Annotated in this window: 14 protein-coding genes; 5 read left to right on the top strand and 9 right to left on the bottom strand. The window is 26.5% G+C overall.

Going from position 1 to position 19,303, the window contains the following annotated elements; all coding sequences use genetic code 11:
* Positions 1–7: 7 nt before the first annotated feature.
* Genes peaD through peaA form a run of 4 tightly spaced genes read right to left on the bottom strand, consistent with a single transcriptional unit; the run spans position 8 to position 4,480 of the window.
* The gene (gene peaD, locus CKV87_RS02340) at positions 8–1,141 is read right to left on the bottom strand and encodes a quinohemoprotein amine dehydrogenase subunit beta (RefSeq protein ID WP_012012283.1); all 1,134 of its coding nucleotides are present in this window, start codon (positions 1,139–1,141) and stop codon (positions 8–10) included.
* Positions 1,142–1,158: 17 nt separating this feature from the next.
* Positions 1,159–1,479 (bottom strand): quinohemoprotein amine dehydrogenase subunit gamma, encoded by a 321-nt coding sequence (gene qhpC / locus CKV87_RS02335; RefSeq protein ID WP_004510536.1) that lies wholly within the window; start codon positions 1,477–1,479, stop codon positions 1,159–1,161.
* Positions 1,480–1,489: 10 nt separating this feature from the next.
* Positions 1,490–2,863, bottom strand: a complete 1,374-nt coding sequence (gene peaB, locus CKV87_RS02330; RefSeq protein ID WP_012012282.1) for a quinohemoprotein amine dehydrogenase maturation protein — start codon at positions 2,861–2,863, stop codon at positions 1,490–1,492.
* Positions 2,864–2,872: 9 nt separating this feature from the next.
* A complete protein-coding gene (peaA, locus tag CKV87_RS02325; protein ID WP_012012281.1) occupies positions 2,873–4,480 on the bottom strand; it encodes a quinohemoprotein amine dehydrogenase subunit alpha in 1,608 nt (535 codons plus the stop codon).
* A gap of 181 nt (positions 4,481–4,661) precedes the next feature.
* On the opposite strand from peaA, the gene CKV87_RS02320 reads away from it, so the two are divergent.
* The 5 genes from CKV87_RS02320 (at position 4,662) to CKV87_RS02300 (ending at position 11,114) form a co-directional block, all read left to right on the top strand.
* The gene (locus CKV87_RS02320; RefSeq protein WP_012012280.1) at positions 4,662–5,474 is read left to right on the top strand and encodes a DUF6597 domain-containing transcriptional factor; all 813 of its coding nucleotides are present in this window, start codon (positions 4,662–4,664) and stop codon (positions 5,472–5,474) included.
* 90 nt (positions 5,475–5,564) lie between these two features.
* On the top strand, positions 5,565–6,161 hold the full coding sequence (locus CKV87_RS02315; protein WP_012012279.1) for a TetR/AcrR family transcriptional regulator: 597 nt from the start codon (positions 5,565–5,567) through the stop codon (positions 6,159–6,161).
* Positions 6,162–6,171: 10 nt separating this feature from the next.
* Positions 6,172–7,392, top strand: a complete 1,221-nt coding sequence (locus CKV87_RS02310) for a TolC family protein (protein ID WP_012012278.1) — start codon at positions 6,172–6,174, stop codon at positions 7,390–7,392.
* A gap of 1 nt (position 7,393) precedes the next feature.
* A complete protein-coding gene (locus CKV87_RS02305; RefSeq protein ID WP_012012277.1) occupies positions 7,394–8,086 on the top strand; it encodes an efflux RND transporter periplasmic adaptor subunit in 693 nt (230 codons plus the stop codon).
* Position 8,087: 1 nt separating this feature from the next.
* Positions 8,088–11,114 (top strand): efflux RND transporter permease subunit, encoded by a 3,027-nt coding sequence (locus tag CKV87_RS02300; protein WP_012012276.1) that lies wholly within the window; start codon positions 8,088–8,090, stop codon positions 11,112–11,114.
* A gap of 39 nt (positions 11,115–11,153) precedes the next feature.
* On the opposite strand, the gene CKV87_RS02295 is transcribed toward CKV87_RS02300, so the two are convergent.
* From CKV87_RS02295 to CKV87_RS02275, 5 genes are all read right to left on the bottom strand, one after another.
* The gene (locus CKV87_RS02295; RefSeq protein WP_041644871.1) at positions 11,154–14,111 is read right to left on the bottom strand and encodes a MutS-related protein; all 2,958 of its coding nucleotides are present in this window, start codon (positions 14,109–14,111) and stop codon (positions 11,154–11,156) included.
* A complete protein-coding gene (locus CKV87_RS02290) occupies positions 14,111–14,530 on the bottom strand; it encodes a heme-binding domain-containing protein (protein WP_012012274.1) in 420 nt (139 codons plus the stop codon). The genes CKV87_RS02295 and CKV87_RS02290 overlap by 1 nt, the downstream gene beginning before the upstream one ends.
* Positions 14,527–14,859 carry a thioredoxin family protein gene (locus CKV87_RS02285; protein ID WP_012012273.1) on the bottom strand — a complete coding sequence of 111 codons (333 nt, stop codon included), beginning with the start codon at positions 14,857–14,859 and terminating at the stop codon, positions 14,527–14,529. The genes CKV87_RS02290 and CKV87_RS02285 overlap by 4 nt, the downstream gene beginning before the upstream one ends.
* Positions 14,860–14,898: 39 nt before the next feature.
* Positions 14,899–16,452 carry a 2-isopropylmalate synthase gene (locus tag CKV87_RS02280; RefSeq protein WP_012012272.1) on the bottom strand — a complete coding sequence of 518 codons (1,554 nt, stop codon included), beginning with the start codon at positions 16,450–16,452 and terminating at the stop codon, positions 14,899–14,901.
* 276 nt (positions 16,453–16,728) lie between these two features.
* On the bottom strand, positions 16,729–19,302 hold the full coding sequence (locus CKV87_RS02275; protein ID WP_012012271.1) for a sensor histidine kinase: 2,574 nt from the start codon (positions 19,300–19,302) through the stop codon (positions 16,729–16,731).
* Position 19,303 lies beyond the last annotated feature (1 nt).

Raw genomic sequence — 19,303 nt, 5'->3', positions numbered from 1 at the left:
AGTTTGCCTATTTTGTTTTAAATACTTGAAGAGCAGCTGAACCCATATCTCCAGATAATTTAATATTTCCAAGTTTTTCTAAACTATTTGCATCATAAATTGCAATATCATTTAAACAACCACCAAGATATAATTTTTCACCATCTACTGATGGAACAACACTATAATATGTATGATCTGTTATAACTCTTTTTAACACTTTTTGTTCTTTTATATCAAACTTTGTTAAATCATTTAAAACTCCGTATAAGATATTTTGATCTTTTGGACTTCTAATTGCTGTAAACATCAAAGTTTCATATTCTGAAATTTCTTGTTGAATTATCTCCCCTGTATTTAAATCAACACTTGTAATTCCCCAATATGTAGTTCCTTCTTCCTCTGATGGATTTTTTGGGTCATCATATTTTACTGTCGCATATAAAGCTGTTAAATCTCCTGTTTGTTGTCCTATTATATAGTTTGCAGCAGAATCAAGGTCACTAAACCCTTCTTTCCCCCATTTAACTATTTTTTTTGCAACATTTATTTCAGCACTTTTTGGATTTACTTTATATAAATCAGAACCAACTACATAAACTGTTCCATCTTTTCCAGTTGAAACAACTGTTGTTTGTCTTGGCATCTCAAAACTTTTAACTGGTTTTGCATTCAATCCATCAGCTACATTATAAACTGAAAAATATGGAGGTAAAACTTTATATCTATCATTTAACATCTCTGTTCTATTATAAATTGCATAAACTTTTGTTCCATCTTCATTAACTGATAAACCAAACAGAGATTTTGCTCTAATATTTCCTTGAGTTAAAGAAGTATGAAATACTTTTTTACAAGTTTCTATTTCATAACCAGCAACTTCTTCTCCATATTCACCTAAAATAAATGCAACTTTATTATTTGGAGATAATACTATTGCTCCTGGAGAGAAAGCTTCATCTATTTTACACTCATTTATCATCTCATTTTTTTCTAAATCAACTAAAGCAATATTATTTGGTCTTGTAACTGTAACCAAATAATCGTGATTTGATTTTAATTTAACATTTGCTGCATTTAAGTTTGTACTTAAGCTTGATGATAAAATTAATGAAAAGCTTAATAATCCTAAACCACTTTTTATAAATTTTTTATTTAACATACTAACAACCTTTCTATTTACATTTTTGGATATACATTTTCTAATTCTCGCCAGTCATCTTTTGTTGCAGGAGCTTTTTCACTCCATTTTTTATAACTAGAAGAAGTATCAGGAACTTGAGTTGGCCACCAACAAGGATCTGAACATCCATATAAATCTGCTTCCATTGGTTGACAAAGACTAGCAACTCCACCATCACTATCTACTTCCCAACCTGGATCAAATGTTGTAACACATCCCACAACACTTGACATTGCAACTACTTCATTTGCATTTCCCTCTTTTAAAGCCTCTTCTAAAAGTTTAGCTTTTGGTGTAATTGGTTTTAAATGTTTCATTTTCTTTTCCTTATTTAAAATATTTTGTAAAAAATTCTGGATTTTTTGCTTTTATTCTTATATATGCTTCTACTGCAAAATCAATCCAATTTCTCATATCATCACAATAATGTAACACTGATTTTTCAGGTGTTCCATATTTGATATAACTTTCATGATAACAACCACCTGCACATAGATTTCTAATTCTACATGTTTGGCAACTTGTATCTTTTTCATTTGCTCTTTTTTCTAAAAAACTCCCTAAAGCTTTTTTATCAAGACCTTTTTCTATATTTCCAAAAGATGGATAATCAGAACCTGTAAATCTATGACACAAATCTATATCACCTTTATATGAAACAGAAAGTAATCCAACTCCAGCTCCACAAGGTAATTTTTTCTTTCTTCCTTCATGAATATCAATTACTGTTCGATGAAGATTTGAAAAACCATTAAAATTACCCTTAATTGCCTCATTAATATAATCTTCACCTAACTCTTTAAATCCTGCAAAAACTTTTTTCAAATCACTATCACTTAAATTAAAAAAGTCATTATCGCCTGAAGTTGCAGGAGCAAAACCAACCTCTTTGAATTTTAAGTCATATCTTAAGTGATTCCAAATTGTTTTTACATCTGTTACTCCTCTTGTTAAAGTAACTCTTGCACCTACTGTTCTATTTTTATAAATATCCAATAGTTTTGCCACATTTTTAGCTACTTTTTCATAACTTCCTTTTCCATTTTCATATACTCTTGTTTTGTTATGAAGAGATTCTGGACCATCAATACTAATAGTTAAATCAACTTTGCTTTCATGTAAATATCTAATAACCTCATCAGTTAAAAGTGTTGCATTTGATGTCATTGAATAACCAATTTTTAAACCTTTACTTTCAAAAAAATCATTTGCATAAGCAATAATTTGTTTGATTAAAGGTAAGTTACTCAAAGGTTCACCTCCAAAAAAAGTAATTGAATACTCTTTTAAATATGGAGATTCTTTATAAAACATATCAATAGCATCTTTTGCAATTTCAAAAGTCATTTGACCACTATTTTTTAAAGATGTTAAATCTGCTTTATAGCAATATGTACAACTAAGATTACATCCTGAAGTTACATTTAAAACTAGAGCTTTTGCAGGAAAATGTTCTATTTTTGTCTCTTCTTCTTTTACAAAAAATCTGCTTCCTACAATATTTAGCTCTTTAAACTCTTCAACTATCTCTTCTTCATCTTTTGTTATCTCTTCTTTATTTTCCATCTTTCTTAAAAGATTTGCACTTTCAGTTGATAACTCAAAAACTGAAGAAGTTGGTATATGAAATAAGAACTCTTTTGAATCTATTTCTAAAATATGATAATTTGTTTTTATTAAATTATAGTTATTGATACTCATGATAAATTCTTAATTAATTGGTGGGTTCACAAATTTAGGAACTGTTACAATCATATGAGATTTTTCACTCAACTCTTTTTTTCCATCTTTATATGTTGCAACAACACTTATATTTCCAGCATTATTTGTCATCAATTTTCTTTGTTCATTTGGTCCAGCTACACTTGGAGTAAATTTTCCTGTATTAGCATCTATTTGACCAACATATTCTAAATCTTTATCCTCTTGCGCTTGTTCATCGTAAGCTTCTAAACTCCATGTTGCAGGTAATACACCTAATTCAATATCATCTGCTGTCTCTTTTTTGCCATCTTTCCCATTTAAATACCCAATTGCTTCAAAAGTTGCATACTCTTTTAAGATTTTATCTTTACCTTCTTCTCCACCAATTCTTGAAATTGCATAATCAGGAGTAACTTTTATATAATCAACTTTGTCATATACAACTAAACTATTTTTAAATGTTTTTGCACCAATTGAAATATTTCTATCAAAAGTTTTTACATTTTTATGCGCAATAACATCTAATACAATTTCATTATTTGTGTGTTTAATGGTTTTTAAAACTTTTAAACTACTTGGTAATTTAACATCCCCAACTAAATTTGTACCAACAATTGAAATAGTAGATTTTTCTCCAGCTTTTACAGCTTTTGGATAAACCGCTACTAATGTTGTCTCTTTTGAATCTTTTTCTTTTCCTACTAAAGTAGAACCATTTTCAGAATGAAGTACTTCAAACATTCTTCCTTCAAGAGTATTTGTTTTTGGGTCAATATGTAAAATTTGTCTATATTTAACTCCATCTACTTCAAAAGAAGCTCTAAGTTCTGTTTTTCCATAAACTATTGCAACACCAGTTGTTTTATACTCTTTTCCATTTGCATATTTATAATCAATAAGCATTCCATAAGATTCATCTGCACTTTTCATTAGTGTTAAATTAGCTGTAAAATCACCAATTATTGGAGTATGTCCAGACATTATCCATTTTTTAGGTAATTCATAATTTTTTAATGATTTTTTATATTTCTCAAATTTTTCTTTATCTTTTCCAAAATTTTCTTCTAAATAAGGTACTACTTCATTTTGAGCTACACCAAACCAATCTCTATCTCTTGCTTGTGCTTGAACTTCAAAAGAAGGAAATTGTGCAACGTGATAATTTACTAAACTATTCCATTCATTTGCAGTTCTTCTTTGAAGACCAATTCTTGCTTCTGAGTGACATCTAACACACATTTGAGTTAATAATTCATCTTTACCCTCTTCTTGAACATTTGGTTTTTTATCTAAAACATAAGAGTAAGGTTTTATTTCATCAGGAGTCAAACCTTGATAATCTGCAAGGTATTTAATAACATCTGTTTCTTCAGCTTTTGTGATAGATAAGCCATGTTCCCTTTGCATTCTTTTTACTGTCATATACCAACCTTCTGGTGTTTTTCTTTGATCAGAAATACGACTTAAGCCATCTTTTAAATCACCTGTATGACAGGCAATACATTTACTTTCAATAACTTCTTTACCTTTTTGTGCATCAACTGCAAATAAAGGTAAAGCTGCTAATAAAACTAAAGATTTCATCCCAAATTTTGATAATCTTTTGTAATTCAACTTTTGCTCCTCAAATAAAATTATTTAACTAAAAACCTATTATTTAGTTTCAGTGAAATTATAAATAATCACCCAGTTACTTGTATAGTATTAAAACGACATTTGTGTATATAAAATATACAAATTAAAAAGCTAAAGAGAAATGAAAAGTATTAAAATTCTTTTTTATAAAGGATGAAATTTGTTTCAATTTAAAACTTTTAAACCAAATATAAAACTACAAAAATGGATAAAATCTTATTGGTTTGTTGATTACAACGAAACGTTAGATGTAATAGAGAAAGAAAAAATTATTCTACCTTATGACAATGTATGTTTACTAATGATTATAGATATACAAAAAAATATCTCTTATTCAGATGTAACTTTAAAAAAAGGTATTTATGTATGTCCTCCAACATTAAATAGACACAATCTAAACTTAGAATCAAATATTTATTATGTTGATATTTCTTTGTATCCTGGAGTTTTTTATAAACTTTTTGGAATACCTGTTTGTGAACTTGAAGATAGAATTTATGAAATAAAAGAGTTGTCTTTAAATTTTGATGTTTCAATTATTGATTTATTATTTGAATTAAAAGGTAGTACTTTATCTTCTTTAAACACTCTTGATGAATATTTATTTAAAATATTTGAAAATATGCAAGAAGATAGTTTGTTATCAAATCTTTATGAACTTACAAAAAATCCAAATTTGGAAAACTTTTATAATCAAAATAGATTATCTATTAGACAAATTCAAAGAAAAGTAAAAGATTTTACAGGACTTGCTCCGAAATCAATAGAAAGAGTAAATAGATTCTACAATACATTAAAACTAATAAAATCTAATGAAAACAACATCAACTTTAAAAATATTATTTTTGAAAACAACTTCTATGACCAATCATCTTTCATCAAAGAGTTTAAATTCTTTTCAGGAACAACTCCTAGTTTATTTATCTTAAATTGTGAAAATTTTCTGCAATATAAATGTACTATTTTTTGTTAAATGCAAAAAATTTATTTTAATTTAAATTTTTTATAGTTAAAATAGACTGATAGTTTAAAAAACTATCAGTCCATATAAAAAGATTAAAAAATGCCAAAAATTATTAATGCAGAAGAAAAAAGATTAGAAATATGTGCCTTAGCTTATGAAAGGCTTGTAGAAGAAGGTATTGTCGAATTTTCTTTAAATAAATTTATAGAAGAATTGAATATGTCAAAGGGACAATTCTACTACTATTTTAAATCCAAAGAGAAACTAATATTTGAAACTCTAAAAATAAAAGATATTGAATTTGTAGAAATAATAAAAGAAAATATTGCAAAAAAAAGTAATTTCTTAGAAAAATTGGTTGAATATTTTGCTTTGATTTTAAATGAAGAAGAAAAAATATTTATTGACGCTAGAAAGATTATGTTTGAATCAATACATTTATATCTTCATCCTAAATATAAAGAAGAGATGAAAAGTTGTGAAAATACCTATATAAATATGTATGAAATTATTGAAAATATTTTTGATGAAGAGATAGAAAAAGGATTTTTAAAAAAAGACTCAAAAAAAACTATAAAAGTAATTCTTGCAACAATTGATGGAATGTACTACCACTCTTTAATAATAGATGACTATAACTTAAAAGAGACAATTATGGACTATCTTATTGAAACAACAAATCAGCTAAAAAGATAAAAGGATTTTTATGTTTAAAAATATATTTATATTTTTTTTAATATCTACTTCATTATATGCTATATCATTAAAAGAACTTTTAAATAGTGTAGAAGTAACAAATGAAAATTATCAAGCCCAACAAGCTTTGCAAGAAATGTCAAAAAAACAGTATGAATCTGCAACAAAAGATAATTATCCAACATTTAATCTAATTGGTGCTTATGAAAATAATTCAAAAGTTTTGAAAACAGAACCAGAAGATATAGCTTATGCAGAATTAAAAGCATCATACATTTTATATGATGGTGAAAGAATAAGAAATAATGAGTTATCTAAAAAAAGTTTACACGAATCTCAACAGCTAAAAACTCAATATTTAAAGCAAGAGATTATGTTAGAAGTAATAAAACAATATTTTTCATATCAAAATACAAAATCTGCTATTGATGTTATAAATTACAAAATAAATGAATTAAATGGTCAAATAAAAAAATTTGAAATTTTAGTAAAAAATGACCTTGAAACAAAAGATAAACTTCAAGCTTTAATTGCTTCAAAAAAAGAAGCTTTATATGATATTGAAACTTTAAAAATTGATTTAGAAAACTCTATTTTACAACTATCTCTTTTAACAGGTTTTGACATTTTGCCACAAGATAATGATAAGTTGATAGAACCAACTTATGATGAAAAAGATAGGTTTGATATTGAAGCAAAAAAACTTGAGGCAAAAAGTGTAAAATATACTTCTGAAGGTTTTAACTATTTACCAACAATCTCAATAAATAACTCTTTAAAAAAACAAGAATATTATCATTATGATGAAACATATAATAATAAATTCAATAATCAAATAATGCTACAAATCAACTTTCCAATCTTTGATTTTGGAAAAATTTCAAAAGATAAAGAAGCTAGTCAATTAGAAGCTTTAGCTTTAAATAAAGAGATTGCTTATAAAGAAAAATCTATTCAAATTGAAAGAAAACTAGCTTTAAAATCACTAGAATCTTCAAAAGTTAAATTAGATAGTGCAATATCAGGGCTTGAAGCTACAAATACAACTTATGAATTTAGTAAAAAAAGATTTGATGCAAATTTGATAAGTTACACTGAATATTTAACTGAACTTACAAAAAAACAAGATGCAAACTATCGAGTAATCTTAGCCAAAAATGATATTGAACTAAAAAAAGCCAATCTTGCTTTCGCACTTGGAATTGATTTATTAACACTTATAAAGGAATAAAATGAAAAAAATACAACTTATGATAATACTTCTAACAAATATTTTATTTGCTGATGTTTATGCAACTTATGAAGTAAAAGCATTAAATGAAGCCTCTTTAAATGTTTCAACATCTGGAATTGTTTCTAAAATAAATACAGATATAGGAAATCAAGTAAAAAAAGGTGAAGTTTTACTTTCACTAAATGATTCAGAAGAAAAAGCAAATCTTGAAATCTCAAAAAATGAATATAAATTTTTATTAACTCAATATGAAAGATATAAAAAAAGTGCAGAAGTTTTTGATAAAAATAGCTTAGATAAATTGGAATCAGAGTTAAAAAGTGCAAAAGATTTAATAACTTTAAATGAAGCAAAACTATCAAAAATGAAAATAATCGCTCCATTTTCTGGTGTAATTTCTGAAAAAAATATAGAAGTTGGTGATATGTCAAATAACAATGAAAAAGCTTTATTAAAACTTGTTTCAAATGAAAAAAAACTTTTATTAGCATTTGATTCAAAATTCGCTCAAGATGTAAAAGCTGGTGATATATTTTGTTTAAATTCAAATAAAGAAGAAAATAAAACTTGTGTTGAAATCTATAAAGTTTATCCAGCATTAAATAATGAAAAAAAATTAAATGCAGAAGCTTATGGAGTTGATTTAAAAATTGGCAATTTTGGTGATGGATTAATAATAAAAGGAAACTAATATGTACAAAATTGCTATTTCAAGACCAATTACAACTTTGATGTTTGTATTTGCTTTAGTTTTCTTTGGATATACACAAATTCAAAAAATGCCAATTGCATTTTTGCCAAATGTTGATTATCCTGTTGTTAGTGTAATAACTACATATGACCAAGGTTCAACTGAAATTATTGAAAGTAAAATAACTGATAAAATAGAAGAAGCAATAAGCGGTATTTCTGGAATTGATATAATAAGATCAGATACTTCAAAAAATCAATCAATTGTAATTGCTCAATTTGAGTTAAGTAAACCTGTTGAAGAAGCTGCAAATGATGTAAGAGACAAGGTTTCAACAGTAGATTTACCAAAAGAAGCTGATAAACCTATAATCGAGAAATTCTCAAGTAGCTCTGCACCTATAATAACTCTTTTTTTATCAACAAAACTTGATAATCTTGATAAATTAATGCTTCATGCAAATGAAGTAGTAAAACCTATTTTACAAAGTATTGAAGGTGTTGGGAAAGTTGAAATTGCAGGTTTTAGAGACAAAATAATAAAAATATATCCAAATACAACTCTTTTGAGTAAATATAATCTTGATTTAAATGAACTAGCTTTAAAAATTGATGAAGAAAATATCAAAAAAGATGGAGGAAGAGTAGTTCAAGAAAAAGAAGAATTAAATATTTCAATTGACTCAGATGCAATAAATGTTGAACAACTAGAAAATATAAAAATAAAAGATGGAGTAAGATTAAAAGATGTAGCAACAGTTCAAGAAACAATAAAAGATGAAAGAACTTTTGCAAACTATAATCAACAAAAAGGTGTTTTATTACAAGTTAAAAAAATTTCAGGGGCAAATGAAGTAAATATAGCAAATGTAGTAAAAGAAAAAATTCCTTATATAAAAAGTTTATCAAATGATTTTGATATAAATTTACTATTTGATACAACAACATTTATAGAATCAACTTATAAAAGTGTTCAATTTGACTTAATTTTAGGTTGTTTTTTAGCTTCTTTAATCGTATTTGTATTTTTAAGAAATTTCACTTTTACAATCATTGCAGCGATTTCTCTTCCTATTTCAATCTTAGGTGTTCTAGCAATAATGGGTTGGAGTAATCAAACTTTAAATATTTTGACACTTACAGCTTTAACTTTATCAATAGGAATTATCATTGATGATGCAATTGTTGTAATAGAAAATATTTATAAAAAACTTGAACTAGGGAAAAGTAGATATGAAGCAGCTTTAGAGGGAGTAAAAGAGATATCTTTTTCTGTTTTAGCTATTTCAGCTATGCTTTTAGCTATTTTTATTCCTATTGCAAATATGAGTGGAATTGTAGGAAAATTCTTTAAAAGTTTTGGTATAACTATTGTTGCTTCGGTAATAATCTCTTATATTATTGCAATTACAGTTATTCCTATGATTAGTTCACTTTTAGTAAATTCTAAACATTCAAAATTTTATTTAATGACCGAATCGATATTTTTATCAATGGATAAAATATATAAAAATCTTTTAATAAAAGCCATAAACTTTAAACTTACAACTTTAATTGTTGCATTTACAATATTTGTTATTTCAATAATACTCTCTTCAAATCTAGGAATGGTTTTTATGCCCAAAGAAGATAGAAGTCAATTTACAATTTCTATTAAAGCAAATGCTGATATTTCTATGGATGAGATGAAAAAAACCACAATGAATATTCAAGAAGATTTACTTTCAATAAATGAAGTTGATTACTCTTCTTTGACTATTGGATTAGATGGAAATATTTATGAAAGTTCAATCTATGTAAGATTAGTTCCCATAGATAAAAGAACTAAAAATCAAGATGAAATTATGGAAGAAATTAGAGAAAAATCAAAAAAATTTAGAAATCTTGAAATAAATGTAAACCAAACTGATGATATGAACTCAGGTGCTGAAATCATGACTCCTTTTCAACTTATCTTAAAAGCAAATGATTCAAAACTTGCTGAAGAATCTGCTAATAAATTGATTGATTATTTGAAATCCATAGAAGGAACAACAAATATTCAGAATAATATTCAGCCTAAAAAAACAGAAATCTCAATTGAAATATTAAAACAAAACTCTTCAAAATTTGGAGTAAAAAGTAGTGATATTGCAAAAGTAATTGCAATGGCATATTCAGGGGAAATTGCAATAAGTAATTTTAATAAAAATGGTAAAGAGTATGATATTGTAATGAGAATATCAGATGATTTAAGAATGAACAAAGATGTTATAAATCAATTAAATGTAAAAAATGATAAAGAAGAACTTATTGCATTATCAAGTTTGATTAATATAAATAGCAAAGAATTAGCTTCTGTGATAAAAAGATATGATAGACAAAAACAAGTTACAATTGGAAGTGATATAACAAATGGTTTAGCGCTTGATGTTTTAGTAAACCTTGTAGTTGAAAATCAAGAGAAATGGCTTTTAGATGGAGTAACTTATACTTTTGAAGGAGATGCAAAAGATATGCAAGATACAGCAAATGCTTTTGGCGTTGCAATAGTAGCTGCTCTTATAATGATATATTTAATTCTTGCTTCATTATATGAATCACCTCTTCAACCAGTTATCATCATGAGTGCAATGCCACTTAGTTTTACAGGAGCTTTTCTAGGACTTTATTTAGCAAATATGAATATGAGTTTATTTAGTATGATGGGATTATTTTTACTTCTAGGTTTAGTTGGTAAAAACTCAACTTTAATAGTTGATGCTGCAAATAGAAATAGAGAAAATAGTATAAACTTAGATGAAGCAATTATTCAAGCAGGAATATCAAGACTACGACCAATCTTGATGACAACTATTTCTATGTGTTTAGGTATGCTTCCTCTTGCACTTTCTGTTGGTGAAGGTTCAAGTATCAAAGCTCCTATGGCTATTAGTGTTATAAGTGGTTTAATAATATCTACAATGTTAAGTCTATTTGTAGTTCCAGCTTTATATAAATTAATAGCTCCACTTGATGATAAAATCAGAAAACTTTATACTCATAAATAGATATTTTCCAAGCATTTGCTTGGAAATATTTAAAAAGATTTACTTTTGCTCAACCATTGTATAATGTAATTCTAAACCTTTAGAAGTTGCAACAAAACCATTTATATTAATAGTTCCATCATGTACCATTTTATGATGTTCTTTACAAAGTGGAATTAGGTTGTATTTATGGTTTGCATTTATATGACCTATAAAACCATCTTTATTTGCTCGTGCTTGTTCTTTTATATGATGTACATCATCACAAGCTCGTCCACAAATTACACAGTTTGAAGCAAAAACACTATTGTTATATTTTGAAGTTTTCTTTTGAGATAGTCTTTCTAAAGGATTATAATCGTCAGTTAATTTTTTTCGTATTTCATTTGCAATATTTAAAAACTCTTTATCCATATGAAGTGATTTTGCATACTCTAATCCATACATAGAAGAACCACTTCCATAAGCTAATTTCCTATCAAAAATAAGTTTATCTTCATCATCTTTATAAAAAACAGATAAATGTAAAGAGATGATATTTTTTAGTTTTTGTATCTCTTCAATTTCAGGAAGTTGATGTAAATGTGTAGCAAAAACAAATAAAGCTTCAAGTTTTGCTAATTTTAAAATAGCACTTGCAACGATACTTAATCCACTCATAGTTTCTGTGCTATGAGAGATTTCATCACCCAAAATAAGTGAATTTTTACTAGCTCTATTAAAGATATTTTTTAACTCCAACATCTCAACTGCAAAAGATGATAAACCTTTTGCAATATTATCAGCTCCACTGATTCTTGTATAAACAGCATCAAAAATAGAAAATCTCATAGATTTACAAGGTACATAGAATCCAGCTTGTGCTAAAACAACTGCAATTCCAATCGATTTCATCAAAGATGATTTTCCAGAAGAGTTTATTCCATAAAGTAAAACTCCATGCATTTTATTATTGTACATATTTACTGGATTTGAATTTTTTATAATTATATTATCTTTGTATTCTTGAGAAGCAAGACTTAGTTCTCCCAAAATAATATCATTTGGTACATAAATTCCTTGTTCTTCATTTGCTTCAATTATTGGATGTCTTAAATCAATAAGTTCTAAAAAGTTTTCATTCTCTTTTGTTTTTACAATCTTTGGACAAGTATAGTTATATTTTTTTGCTGTTTTTATATTTGAAACTGTTAAATCAACCTCAGCTATAAACTGTACTAATTCTTGAAGTAAAGTAGCAAATTTCTTTTCAAATTCGTGAATTTTTTCTTTAAATACAAGCTTATTTAACTCTACAATTTTTCGTAAATTATGAACATATTTATCTGAAATATCTTCAGTTAATTTACAAAAAATCTTTACTGAATTTGTTTGAACTTTTATATTAAAATCTTTAAATAAGTACAATTCATCATCAACTATTAAATGAGAATTTAATAGCTCTTTTTTAACTAAGTTAAATCTATTTTTTGTCAAAGTGATAAAAAATCCCTCTTTATCAAGTCTATTTATACTTACAAAATTTGAATCATCACTTTTCATAAATGAAAAAATATGTGTTCTTAACAATTCTAATTTAGAATATAAAATCTCATTTTGAGCATTTAATTCATCAATCTGAGTATTTATTCCAAAACTTATCATGTTGCTATCAACATCTTTTAGCATAAATTTACCACTAACATTTAAATCAAAAGTTGAATCAATAGATTGTATAAATAAAGTTAAATCAGCGCTACTACAAGGCGGAGTTATAAATTTATAATTCTCCATAAAAGCTACAACTTCTTTGATACTTAAAAGTGAATCATAAAGATAATTTAACTCAAAAGGATGAAGACGATTAAGTTTTATTCTTCTTGTTAATCTTTCAATATCATAGATATTTGCTAATTCATTTTCTATTGGAGAGTGATAATCATATAACTCTTTTGATAAAGCATATCGTCTAAGTAACTCTTTACTATCTTTAACTGGATGAGTAAGTCTCTCTTTTAAAAGTCTTTTCCCCATTGCTGTTGAAGTGTTATTTATCAGTTTTATCAAACTTGGATTATGAGTTGTTTCAATTATATTTAGTTGCTCAAGTGCATTATTTCCAAGATATATATATCTGCTAATATCAAGTTTTTGAGGAGTTGAGAGTTTTTGGATAATATTAGAGTCATGTCCTATTACAAAATCAATCAAAACAGCAAGAGATTCAGTGCTTAAAGGAACTCTTTCCATATCAAGATGTTCAATAGAAGTTAGCAAAGACTCAATATTAAATACATTTTTAAAAAGTTCATTTTGATAAGAGATTTTTGGTCTAAAATTTCCAATATGAAAAGTCTTAAGATTTAACTCTAAATAATCAATAACCTCTTTTTGATTTATATTTTTATCTGCAAATGTTATAACTACTTCGTTTGTTTTATGCATATTCATATAATTAAACACTTCATCAAGTGCAAAAAATTTATCTTCACTTGTTCCATGAACTTCATTGTAATAACACTTTCCAGTAGTTACATCAATAGCACTATAACCAACCAAATAAATACCTCTTATTTGATCAATTAAAAGTGAAGTTATATTATTTTCATCTTGGTCTATTACAAAATCAAAGTTTGTTCCAGGACTTACAACTGTATCCAAATATCTACTTACATTTGGAGGAAGTCCTTTTTGTCTGATAATTGCAATAGTATATTTTTGTTCAGATATTATTCTTGCTAAATGCTTTTCAAAAGCAATTGCTGGAACTCCAGCCATTATAGGATTTTCTTTTGAGTTTTCTAAAATAGATTTATTTTTTCGTGTAAGTTGAATGTTAAGAAGTTCTGCGATCTCTTTTGCTTTTCCTATTTTTTCTTCATCATTATTTACTTCATAAACCTCAAAAAAAGTTCCTATTTCCATAAGAACTAAAGCATTTGAACCATATTTTTTTTCAAATAACTTTTGAAGTTTAAAATAGGTAATAGTAAGAAGTTCACCCCTATTTTCTAAAAGTTCAGCAACTTCTTCTCTCACTATCTTCGCACTCCTGTCCAATCTCTTATTACTTTTCTATCTTCAGAGCTAATATTAGCTTTTGTATGTATTAAAAGATAAGGTTGAAGAGGCATAGCAGCATATATTGTTCTATAAATATCTTTTAAATGTCCTTCTTTCTCTTTTTCACTATAAGTTTCCCAAATTGAGAAGTTTAAAGCTTTTTTCCCTTCATTTACATGTTTTGAAATTGTCCAAGAAAAAGGAGCAATATATGAATACCAAGGATATACTGTTTCATTTGAATGGCAGTCATAACAAGCTGTTCTTAAAATATCCATGATTCCTTCTTCAGCTGTTATTTCTAAAGATTTATCTACAACTTCATTTTTTTTACTTGTTGGAATAAGTTGTATAACTAAAAAAAGTCCCAATAAAATTAATAAAAATCTTTTCATATGCCATCCATTAAATTATAAATTCTTCTTATTTCCTCTATAAATAGAGATAAGCTTATATTTCTTCCATATCGTTTAAACTCTTTTTTGTCAAAAAGTACAACGATTGTAGGAATTGAAAATACGCTAAAATGACTAGAAAGCTCTTTTGAAATATCTGTTTTTATTTCAAAAAGTTTCATTTTAGGAAAGTTCTTTGATACTTCAGTTTCAATTTTTGGTTTTAAAACTTTACAAACAGAACAATTATCTCCACTAAAATAAAGTATTATAGCTTGATTTTCACTTATAGCTTTTTTTAGTTCTTTTTCATTTTCTATTTGTATCATTTTATACCTCAAAAAAAAAGATAGCCCAAAAGCTACCTTTTATACTTGGTGTTCGCTACTTTTTGAAAGTCTTTTTTTCTGAGAAAGATAAGAGTTTAAAGCACCAATATATGCTTTTGCTGTTGCAAGCATAGTATCAATACTCAATCCATGTCCTACAAAAGCTGGACTTGTTTCATCAAAAGAAACTCTTGTTGTTACTTTTGCTAAAGCATCTTTACCTTCTGTTACAGAGATTACTTTATAGTCTTTTAATTCACCACTAAATCCTGTAATCCTATCAATCGTTTTAAAAATAGCATCCATTGTTCCATCACCAATTGCAGCATCTTTTATGATTTCATCTTTATATTTGATAGCAACAGCAGCTGTTGGAACACCATTTGTACAATCACTAATTTGTAATCCAATTAAATCATAAGTTTTATCATGATTTAAAGCTTCATCTGTGATTAACATTCTTACATCTTCATCACTTATCTCTTTTTTATTATCTGCTAAAACTTTAAATCTTTCAAATGCTGCATTTAACTCATCATCACTTACTTTATCAAACCCTAATTGAACAATTTTATCTCTAAATGCTGCTCGACCAGAGTGTTTTCCTAAGATTAAAGTACTATCTTTGATAACACCAACATCTTCAGGTTTCATGATTTCATAAGTTTCTTGATGTTTTAAAACACCATCTTGGTGAATTCCACTTTCATGTGCAAAAGCATTTTTACCAACAATTGCCTTATTTTGTTGTGGCTCAACTCCTGTGATTGTAGCAACCAATCTTGAAGTTGCATAAATTTCTGGAGTATTAATAGTTGTATACAAATCTCCAAATGCATCTTTTCTAGTTTTTATAGCCATTACAGCCTCTTCTAAAGCTGAATTTCCAGCTCTTTCACCTAAACCATTGATTGTTACTTCTATTTGTCTAGCACCATTTAAAACAGCAGCTAAAGTATTTGCAGTTGCTAATCCTAAATCATTATGATTATGTACTGAAATTATTGCTCTATCTCCTGCATAAGCACTTAATTCTTTAACCATTGCACCCAACTCTGTTGGTAATCTATATCCAACAGTATCAGGTAAGTTTATAGTTTTTGCACCTGCACCTATAACAGCATCCATAACTTCTTTCATAAAAGGAATTTCACTTCTTCCTGCATCTTCTAAAGAAAATTCAACATCATCTACAAAAGTTTTTGCGTATTCTACTGCTCTTATTGCTCTTTTGATAACTTCATCACCACTCATTTTTAACTTATATTGCATATGAATAGGACTTGTTGCTATAAATGTATGAATTCTACTTTTAGCAGCACTTTGAACAGCTAATCCTGCTTGTTTTATATCATTATCAACTGCTCTTGCTAAAGAACAGATACTTGAGTTTTTTATAATTTGAGCAATTCTACTAACTGCATCAAAATCACCTGGACTAGCTGCTGCAAATCCAGCTTCAATTACATCAACTCCTAATTTTTCTAATTGTAAAGCAACTTTAATTTTTTCTTCAGTATTCATCGAACAGCCAGGGCTTTGTTCACCATCTCTTAATGTTGTATCAAATACTATAATTTTATTTTTATCCATTGTAATTTACCTTTAAATATCTTATTTATTATATCTTTTTTTAATTAAAAAAAGAAAAACTGTCGCGTGATTGTATGTATTAAATTGTAATTATAAAAATTATAATTAGAGAGAAAAAGAAAGCAGGAGCAGAGAGTTTACACTTTTAATGAAATGGCTTTTATAAAAATCAAATATTTTCATATTACTCTCCTTTTTTATTTTTTGAATGATTAAGTATAGTTAATAAAAAATTTATTGTCAATAAAAAATTTTAAAATTTTATATAAATATTTATTAGTTTTTAATTGGTAATTTTATTATTACATTTGCTCCATTTTGCTCATTTTTAACTTCAATTTTTCCATTCATATTATTTTCTATAATAATTTTTGACATATAAAGTCCAATACCTGTACCTTTGCCTTCGTCTTTTGTAGTAAAATATGGTTCAAATATTTTATTTATGATTTCATCTTTTATACCTAAGCCATTATCTTTAATCGATATATAAATATATTCATCATCTATTTTTGTTTGAATAATAATCAATGGATTTTCTATTTTATTTTCTAAGACTGCATCTTTTGCATTTGTTAAAAGATTTAATATCACTTGGGAAAATTCATTTGCAAAACCAAAAAATTCTATTTCTGATGAAACAAAATCTTTTTCAAGTTTTATATTATTATGTTCAAAAGTTGATTCAATAAGTTCTACTGCTTTTGTGATACCTTCATTTATTTTAAAATTTTCTTTTGCTTTATTAGGTCTAAAAAAGTTTCTAAAATCATCTATTGTTTTAGACATATTTTCTGTTAACATAGTTGCTTTTTTAACAGATTTATCAATCATTTTTTCATCTAATTCACCAATTTCATAAGAGAACTTAAGATTTTGTAAAATCAAACCTAAAGCATTTAAAGGTTGTCTCCATTGATGTGCAATATTACCTATCATCTCTCCCATTGCTGCAAGTCTTGTTTGTTGAATTAATAATTGTTCTTGCTCTTTTTGTTTTGATGTTTCGACAATCACTTTTTCTTCTAATTCAGTATTTAGTTTCTTTTCTTGACTAATTAACTTTTCAATTTTTCCAGCCATTTCATTAAATGAATTTTCAAGTTGTCCAATTTCATCTGTTGAAGTTACTTTTATTCTATAATCCAATTCATTATTAGCAAATTTTTTTGTTCCAATTAAAATATCATCTATTTTTTTACTTAAATACGATGACATAAATAGTGCAATTATAATAACTAAAACAATCATTGCAAAAGTTACAGTTGATAATTCATTAATTAATGCTCGTATAGAATCTTTTATCTCAAATTTATTTTCATCCATAATTTTAGAAATAATTTGTGTTTGACTATCTAAGATTTTTGTAACTTCTTCTTTTGTTTCATTAGCAGCTGCATGAAAATCATCAACACTTGCACCTATTGAAACAAATCCAAAACCTCTTTTTGAGTTTCCATATTTACCTGTATAATAAGGAATTGTTGCGGCTGTTGTTAGCTTCCAAACATTGCTCCAATTAATTATAAATGAGCCATAACCTCCGTTTTGAGTTAGTTGCATCCAACCTTCGCATTGTGGAGCAAAATTTAGATATCTGCAATCAAGTCCAACATTTCCATCCTCTTTTAACTGTTTTAAATTTGGTTTTTTTTGCAAACTTTGTTCTTCAAATTTTGGATAGTTTTTCAAAAAATCATTAATATTTTGATTTGAACTATAAAATTTTTCTGCAACATCCAAACTTAACCAAGGCATAACTTTTTCGCCTGTATCTTTATCATAACCCAAAATAGAATAATGCCTTGGGTGAACTATACTTTTTCCTTCATAATCCCAAATAAAAGCATAATTACCTAAACTAGCATCTGTAATATTTTGTTTTAAATTGCTATTTGTTGGATTAACTGTATCTGTAAACTCTTGAAGATGTCTATGGTCTAATGCCAATGAAATATAACCAATTTTTTCATCATTTTTATATACAGGAGTTATAAATCTAATTATTCCTTCAAATCTTTTTCCTAAAGGATTTTCAATACCTGCATAACCATATTTTTCAGGTTCAAACTCAATACCTGATTTTTGTGCTTTCTCTTTTGTGAATAAACCAATAACTTTTGTTCCAATATATTCACCAATTACATCTGAAACATATATCTCATTTTTATTGAGCTTTTGAATCTCATCAAAATATTTTTCAGCCTTTATAAAAGTATTTTTACTATCTGAAACATTTACTTTTTGATTGTTTATTGTTGATACCTTATATTTCTCATTTCCTTGTAAATCAAAAAAACTTATCTCTTTGTAAATTGGTATATTTTTTGTTTTAAAATCAATTGGATCGATGTAATTAAACTCTTTTTCATTATCTTTCAAATTTGCAGTTTTTTTATCTCGTTCAACTTTTTTTATCTCTTCTTTTGTTTTATAACTATTTGTTTCATTGTCATAATAATATTCATCATGAATAGTTATCTCTTTTGTTTTTGCTTCAAAAAAGCTATCTAAAACTTTTTGATTTAACTCTAATTTAGATAAAAGAATCAAATCTCTATCTCGTTCATATAAGAAATTTGCGATATTCAAAGCAATTTCATTTGATAATCTTTCTAAAGACTCTTGTGATTTTTTATCCAAATTTTTTATACTATCTTCTATTGAAGCATTTGCAGTATTTGAAATAACTTCTTTACTTTGATTGTATAAAAAATTCGTACTTTTATTTAAATATTGTTCAAGTTTTAAAATTCCTTCATAAGCAATATAAGAGACAAATAATAAAGGAATAATCTTAATTAAAATAAAGATTATAATTAATTTAATTTTTATACTAAGATTTTTCATA

The sequence above is a fragment of the Aliarcobacter butzleri genome, assembly GCF_900187115.1.
Taxonomy (GTDB): domain Bacteria; phylum Campylobacterota; class Campylobacteria; order Campylobacterales; family Arcobacteraceae; genus Aliarcobacter; species Aliarcobacter butzleri.
Note: the sequence above shows the minus strand (reverse complement) of the source record. Positions and strands in the feature narration are given on the sequence as shown.